This is a genomic window from Motilibacter deserti (genome assembly GCF_011250635.1).
Lineage (GTDB): Bacteria > Actinomycetota > Actinomycetes > Motilibacterales > Motilibacteraceae > Motilibacter_A > Motilibacter_A deserti.
Genome location: NZ_JAANNP010000010.1, coordinates 52,781 through 53,094, shown reverse-complemented (window position 1 = coordinate 53,094; position 314 = coordinate 52,781). Strand labels below are relative to the sequence as shown.

Below are 314 nucleotides of genomic sequence, written 5' to 3'. Positions count from 1 at the left end.
CGTTCAACGTGAACGCGATCGTCCCACCCTGGTGGTAGTGGTTCCGCAGCGGCGTGAACGCCAGCGTCGGCTCCGCCGCCGCGACCTCGACCGTCACGGCCTCGGACGAGACGTACGTCGCGCCGGTGTTCTTCACCAGCTTGACCGACACCTTCGCCCCGTCGAACGAGGCGTCCGCGGTGAAGGCGTACCGCGCACCACTGACCCCCTCGACCTTGCTGGGCTCAGCGGCACCGGCCTTCTGCACCCACCACTCGTACCGGTCCAGCACCGACATCGGCGCCACCACCGCGTCCAGCGTCACCGTCTGGCCC

Annotated in this window: 1 pseudogene; it reads right to left on the bottom strand. The window is 69.4% G+C overall.

Annotated elements, in window-relative coordinates:
- Positions 1 to 314 (bottom strand): annotated as a pseudogene (locus G9H71_RS13375) (hypothetical protein); the annotation flags it as partial.